Source organism: Sphingomonas asaccharolytica NBRC 15499 (assembly GCF_001598355.1).
GTDB classification, from domain to species: Bacteria; Pseudomonadota; Alphaproteobacteria; order Sphingomonadales; family Sphingomonadaceae; genus Sphingomonas; species Sphingomonas asaccharolytica.
On record NZ_BCYU01000139.1, the window covers coordinates 1 to 6,248 of the forward strand.

The 6,248-nt window shown below is 66.4% G+C and carries 5 protein-coding genes and 1 pseudogene; 2 read left to right on the top strand and 4 right to left on the bottom strand.

Annotated elements, in window-relative coordinates; translation table 11 throughout:
- Positions 1-35: 35 nt before the first annotated feature.
- Positions 36-758, top strand: coding sequence for a CAF17-like 4Fe-4S cluster assembly/insertion protein YgfZ (ygfZ, locus tag SAS01S_RS21260; protein WP_066813111.1), 723 nt, complete (start codon positions 36-38; stop codon positions 756-758).
- A 19-nt stretch (positions 759-777) separates the two neighbouring features.
- On the opposite strand, the gene SAS01S_RS21265 is transcribed toward ygfZ, so the two are convergent.
- Positions 778-2,079, bottom strand: a complete 1,302-nt coding sequence (locus tag SAS01S_RS21265) for a UDP-glucose dehydrogenase family protein (RefSeq protein ID WP_066813112.1) — start codon at positions 2,077-2,079, stop codon at positions 778-780.
- Positions 2,080-2,525: 446 nt separating this feature from the next.
- The gene (locus SAS01S_RS21270) at positions 2,526-3,650 is read right to left on the bottom strand and encodes an OmpA family protein (RefSeq protein WP_066813117.1); all 1,125 of its coding nucleotides are present in this window, start codon (positions 3,648-3,650) and stop codon (positions 2,526-2,528) included.
- A gap of 288 nt (positions 3,651-3,938) precedes the next feature.
- Here SAS01S_RS21270 and SAS01S_RS21275 point away from each other — a divergent pair, with 288 nt between their 5' ends.
- Complete coding sequence (locus tag SAS01S_RS21275) at positions 3,939-4,787, top strand: J domain-containing protein (RefSeq protein WP_157082941.1); 849 nt, start codon at positions 3,939-3,941, stop codon at positions 4,785-4,787.
- Between the two features lie 11 nt (positions 4,788-4,798).
- On the opposite strand, the gene dapF is transcribed toward SAS01S_RS21275, so the two are convergent.
- A complete protein-coding gene (dapF, locus tag SAS01S_RS21280; protein WP_066813121.1) occupies positions 4,799-5,758 on the bottom strand; it encodes a diaminopimelate epimerase in 960 nt (319 codons plus the stop codon).
- A gap of 61 nt (positions 5,759-5,819) precedes the next feature.
- A pseudogene (locus SAS01S_RS22930) lies at positions 5,820-6,248 on the bottom strand (hypothetical protein); the annotation flags it as partial.

Here is a 6,248-nt window from a genome sequence, read left to right on the forward strand (position 1 = left end):
TTGCCGTAATTGAGTACGGACCCTAGCTTGGCAGCATGAGCGACACTGGAACCATGCTGGCCGACCGCGCGCTGATCCGCCTGGCCGGCGACGACGTCCGCGATTTCCTGCAAGGGCTGGTGACGCAGGACGTGCTGACGCTCGACGCCGCCACGCCGCGCTGGTCGGGCCTGCTGACGCCGCAAGGCAAGGCATTGTTCGACTTCCTGCTCTGGGCGGACGGCGATTCGGTGCTGATCGATTGCGAAGCAGCAGAGGCCGAGGCGCTGACACGGCGACTGGCAATGTACCGGCTGCGTCGGCCGATCACGATCGAGCGCATCGCAGGCGCGGTGCATTGGGCGCGCGACAGCGCGCTGGGCGTACCCGATCCGCGCTTGCCGGAACTGGGCCGGCGCTGGCTGGGGATGCCGGGCGAGCCGGCGCAGGGCTGGCTTGAGCACCGCCTGTCGCTCGGCGTGACCGAGGGCGTCGCCGAGCTCGGCCAGGACAAGACCTTGTGGCTCGAGGCCAATGCCGCCGAACTCAACGGCGTGAGCTTCGCCAAGGGCTGCTATGTCGGGCAGGAGAATACCGCGCGGATGCATTATCGCGCCAAGGTCAACCGGCGGCTGGTCGTCGCGCCGATCGCGCCCGCCGGCGACCGGACGCGCGCGGCCTATCCCGATCTCGGCCTGATGGTCGAGCTACGCCGGGTCGAGGCGCCGGGCGATGCGATCGTCGCGCCGTGGCTGGCGACGGCGCTGGCCGCCGCCTGATCGGCGCGCGGCGGTCGGTTCAGCGCCCGACCGACGAATAAGCGAAGCCGAGTTTGCGAACGTCGTCGGGACGATAGACGTTGCGGAGATCGACCATCACCGGCGCGGTCATCACGCTCGCCAGCCGCCGCAGGTCGAGCGCGCGGAACGTGTCCCATTCGGTCACGATCGTCACCGCATCGGCACCGGTCGCGGCCTCATAGGCATCCTTGCAGAAGATGACGTCGGGCATCATCGCCTTGGCCGCCTGCATCCCTTCGGGGTCGAAAGCACGGACGGTGACGCCGGCGTCCTGCAGGCTCTGCACCACCGCCAGGCTGGGCGCGTCGCGCATGTCGTCGGTGTTGGGCTTGAACGTCAGCCCCAGCACCGCGACCGTCTTGCCGCGGGGCTCGTCGCCCAGTGCGTGGAGCACCTTGCGCCCCATCGCGCGCTTGCGGCTGTCATTGACCTTCACCACCGCCTCGACGATGTGGACCGGGCTCTCATGATCCTCGGCCGTCTTGAGCAGCGCCAGCGTGTCCTTGGGGAAGCACGATCCGCCATAGCCGGGGCCGGCATGGAGGAACTTGCCGCCGATGCGATTGTCGAGTCCGATGCCGCGCGACACGTCCTGGACGTTGGCGCCGACCGCTTCGCACAGATCAGCGATCTCGTTGATGAAGGTGATCTTGGTCGCGAGGAACGCGTTGGCGGCGTATTTGATCAGCTCCGAGGTGCGGCGGCCGACGAACAATAGCGGGCTCTCGTTGAGATAGAGCGGGCGATAGACTTCGCGCATGACTTCGCGCGCGTGCAGATCGTCGCTGCCGATGACGATGCGATCGGGACGTTTGAAGTCGCCGATCGCGGCGCCCTCGCGCAGGAACTCTGGGTTGGACACGACCGCGATGTCGATATCGGGCCGTTCTTCGCGCAAAATCTCCTCGACCCGGTCGCCGGTGCCGACCGGCACGGTCGACTTGGTCACGACGACGGTCGGGCCGGTGACCGCGGCCGCGATCTCCTTGGTCGCCTCGAACACATAAGTGAGGTCGGCATGGCCGTCGCCCCGGCGCGATGGCGTGCCGACCGCGATGAAGATGGCATCGGCGCCGGCAACCGCGGTGGCGAGATCGGTGGTGAAGGTCAGGCGCCCGGCGGCGACATTGGTCGCGACGAGTTGATCGAGTCCAGGTTCATAGATCGGCATGCGACCGCCTCGGAGCGCCTCGATCTTGGCCGCATCCTTGTCGACGCAGACCACGTCGTGGCCGAAATCCGAAAAGCAGGCTCCCGACACCAGGCCGACATAGCCAGATCCGATCATCGTGATTTTCATTCTAGTCCCTCGGTGCAGACGGCATGTCCGGCGACCCGCCAAATCGGGTCGCGCGTGCTCTATCGCAAGTATGGGGTTTTGCCATCCCTGTGCGGGGGTGGCTTAAGTGGTGACAGCTTCGCACTGGCGGTGCCCTCTCCCGCTTGCGGGAGAGGGAGGGGCCCACCGCCGCAGGCGGTGGGAAGGTGAGGGTCTTCTTTCTTCTTCAATCGGGCGGCGAGAAAGAAGAAGAAAGAAGACCCCACCCCGACCCTCTCCCGCGAGCGGGAGAGGGCTTAAGCCGCGGAGAGCCGCCGCGGCGAAGCCGCGTCGTCAGTCATCGCTTCGCGACGCTGGCCGGGCTCGCCGCTGAGCAGGAAATAGCCTCCGCTATTTCCCTGCGGCGAGCGCAAAGAAAAAGGGAGGCCGGCGAACCGACCTCCCCAAATCTTTTAGTCGTTGGAGACTTACTGACCCGAAGACGGGCCGTAGGTGATCTCCACGCGACGGTTCTGGACCTCGCGGACGCCATCGGCGGTCTCGACACGCGGACGGCTCTCGCCGAACGCCTGCTCGCTGATGACACCATCCGGAACCGAATGGGCAACCATGTAAGCCTTCACCGCGTCGGCACGACGCTGCGAGAGACCGACATTGTACTTGGCCGAACCCGAACGGTCCGCGTGACCCGCCAGCATGACCTGGGCATTGCCGCAGTTCGCGTACTGGCTGATCGCGTTGTCGAGGATCGACGACGCTTCCGGCGTGATGTCCGACTTGTCCCACTCGAAGAACACGATGAACGGTCCCGGCGAGCAAACGACGGGTGCCGGAGCCGGCGGCGCCGGCGGTTCCGGCGGCGGAGGAGGCGGAGGCGGCGGCGGCGGCGGAGGCGGAGCCGCCGGTTCGCCGAAGTTATAGGTAAAGCCACCCAGGATGCTGTGCGTGCGGAAGCGCCCGTCCAGCGTGCGGCCGGTCACGTCGACCAGCTTGACGTTCTCGGCGTTGAAGAAGCGATACTTCAGCGACGCGTCGATATGGTTGGTGATCGGCGCACGGATACCCGCGATCGCTTGCCATGCGAAAACAGTATCCGAATCGTTGACGAAGTTGCCATACGTGTTGAGGCCATATTTGCCCTTCACGCGAGCGACACCGACACCGCCGCCGACGAAGCCCTGCAGACCGTCATCGTCGCCGAAGTCGAGCATGCCGTTCAGCATGAAGCTTAGCGCGGTGGTCCGGCCGCCGGCATAGCCATAGCTGCCGGCGTTCGACTGAACCAGAGCACCAGCGCTGTTATACGCCGGAATACGGAGGCTCGAACTGACGGTGTCGACGTTGGCGGACTTGTACGAAACTTCGGTTTCGACGCGGAACATGCCGAAGTCGTAACCGACCTGGCCGCCAACGTCATAACCGTAGTTATGGTCGATCTTCATGGCGTCTGGCGCCGCATTGATATCGAAGTGAATGTCTTCGACAATCATCGCGCCGCCTTCGACGCCAACATACCACGCCTTATCGCGCGCAAGCGCGGGCGTCGCAAGTGCGGTTGAAGCGAGCGCCACGGCAATGGCAAGCTTGCGCATCTGTATCCCCTTTCACGGTTGTCACTACGGACAGCGCAAACTCCCTACCCAAAGGATCGTTTCCACGCAAGCGAAACAAAGCTGATCCGCTGTGGCGGCGAAGCAACACTTTTACCCGGTTTTCCGTCGGTTTCGGGTTTCCCCGCGCGCTTGCGGCATGGCGGAAAGACTGGTGCGGCCATCGTCCGCCAACCACCTGCGACGGACGGCGCCAACGCCGCGATCAGCCCGGAGAGAATCACGCATCCCACGCTTGCCGAATTCGCCTTTTGGGCGCAAATATCGACGATGGCGGCAGCGCCCGATTATTACGCTATGCTCGGCGTAACGCCCGACGCGGACCAGGCAGTGATCCGCGCCGCTTGGAAAGCGCTGTTGCGCAAATACCATCCCGATACCGCGCAGGGCGTACCCGACGCCGCCGACCGAACGCGTGCGGTCAACGCGGCCTGGGCGGTGCTCGGCAATAACAACCGTCGTATCGCCTATGACCTGCAACGCGCGGCACCGCCCGATGACGAGCCGCGACCCGGATGGGCGTCGCCTTACCCGATGCCGCCGCGGCGCGGCGCCGGCACCACGCTGGCGTTGATCCTCGCCTTTGTCGGCTTGCCGGCAGTCGCGATCACGTTGCCCGGCGTGCCCGGCCAGGTCGCGGCGATGCTGCCCGGGGGCGATGGCGGGTCGGCCGCGAGCTTCACGCGATCGAGTTTCCATCAGGTGCGGCGCCTGCTCACGCCCGCAGGATTCGGCACCGGCAGTGCCGCCGCCGGCCCGGTTATCCCGGCATCGACATTGACATCGACAACGCCGCCGGCGCCAGCCGCCGCGCCGCAGATCGACCGCGCGACCATCCGCCTTGCCGGCCGCCAATATAGTCGCGTCGTCCGCCGCGACGGCCGGCCTGGGGTCGCGGCGTTCAGCCGGGCCTGCGCCCAGCGCGCGGCTCGGCTAGTGCGGTGGGAATCAAACGATTTCTGCGCTGCCTTCGATATCTCCGCTGGGCACGACACGACAGCGTCAACGGCGCGCTACGTCCGGCTGGGCATCCCGGCCACGGCCGCGACGGCTCGCCTCGGGCAAATCCGCGTCCAGCTTCGCCGAACACCTAGTTCTCCAAAGGGCGGCAACCTGTAGCCGGTCCGCGATCAAGTCGGTCGAGGCACCGCCATCGCCTGGTCCGCTACCCCCGCCCAAGCGGCGATCTCGTCGTTGAAATGCCGCGTCACGACGAGCTCGCCGGCCAAAGCGCGATCGAGATCGACGTCGGCCGACCCTTCCCATTCGTAAGTGGCATTGCCCGACAGCCGGACCATGCCGTCGGGATCGGCGCAGGCCCTGATCAACCCGCCCGCGTTCCAGACGGTGATTTCCGTATCGAAACGCGCACGCTCGGTCAGGCAGGCAGCAAAGGTCGACGCCGCCATCGCGCTGCCGCAACTGTCGGTCAGCCCGACTCCGCGTTCGAAGGTGCGCACGAACAGCCCGCCGGGACGCGTTTCGACGAAACTGACATTGGCGCGGTTGGGCAGCCAGTCGGGCGCCGATTCGCACAGCTGACCGACCGCCACGAGTTCCCGCTCATCGATTGCGTCGACGAATGCGATCAAATGCGGGTTGGGGATCGAGACCGCGGTGAACGGCCGATCGCTGGGCAATCCGGGAATCGCCATCTGGACATTCTGTTGCCGGCCGATCGTCATCGGCCAGTCGACGATGTCGAGCGATGCCGGACCGGCCAGTTCGCGAACCGTCACCACACCCGGCGCAAGATCGGGATCGCGCGTCGCCTCGACCACCGAAGTCTTGAGATGGACGTGCGCATGGTCGATTCCCAGCGCATCGAACCCGGCGCGCGCGACGCAACGCAGCCCGTTGAGACAGGTCTCGGCTTCCGATCCGTCGCTGTTGAACATGCGGAAGCCGAAATCGTGCCGCGCATCGCCGGCGGTTAGCAACAACAACCCATCGCCGCCAACCGGCCCGCGCCGATCGGCCAGCGCGCGCGCGACCTGAGCCCATGCAGCGTCGGACAGCTCGATGGCGCGCGCATCGATCATCGGGAAATCGTTGCCCGAGCCATGGCATTTGACGAACGCGAACCGCATCGCCGCGCTGTAGCGCCGTCACGCACGCGGTTCAAACTATCGCGTCAACGCGCGCTTGCGGTCAGGGTTTGGAGTCGCCGCCGTCGTCGCCCTCCGGGGGCGTGCCACTGCTAGCGGCGTCCCCGCGCGGCCAGCGTCCGCCGCCGCTTCGCTTGCCCTTGCCGCCGAACTGGCCGGCCGCCGGCGCGCTCAATTTGGGAAGCGCGGCGCGCGTGAGTTTGCCGTCATGCTTGGCGTCGAGCATCGCGAAACGATCCGCCGCGGCGTCGCGAAACTCCTTGGGATCGACTCCGCGATTGAAATTGGTGTCGGCGACGGTGACCGGCTCGGGATAATCGAAGAACGAGAAGCGCGCCGCGCCGCGTTTGATGTCGGAATAACGTGGCTGCGAGTCGCTGCCGCTCGATTGGCCGCTGCCGCCGCCACCGCCCATGCGACCGCCGCCGCGGCCTTCGCCCCCTCCCCCGCCGCCGCCATGTCGGCCGCCACC

Bases quoted from the DNA above. Each gene is read 5' to 3' on its own strand.
- ygfZ (WP_066813111.1), top strand. From the start codon at position 36: ATGAGCGACACTGGAACCATGCTGGCCGACCGCGCGCTGATCCGCCTG.
- SAS01S_RS21265 (WP_066813112.1), bottom strand. From the start codon at position 2,079: ATGAAAATCACGATGATCGGATCTGGCTATGTCGGCCTGGTGTCGGGA.
- SAS01S_RS21270 (WP_066813117.1), bottom strand. From the start codon at position 3,650: ATGCGCAAGCTTGCCATTGCCGTGGCGCTCGCTTCAACCGCACTTGCG.
- SAS01S_RS21275 (WP_157082941.1), top strand. From the start codon at position 3,939: ATGGCGGCAGCGCCCGATTATTACGCTATGCTCGGCGTAACGCCCGAC.
- dapF (WP_066813121.1), bottom strand. From the start codon at position 5,758: ATGCGGTTCGCGTTCGTCAAATGCCATGGCTCGGGCAACGATTTCCCG.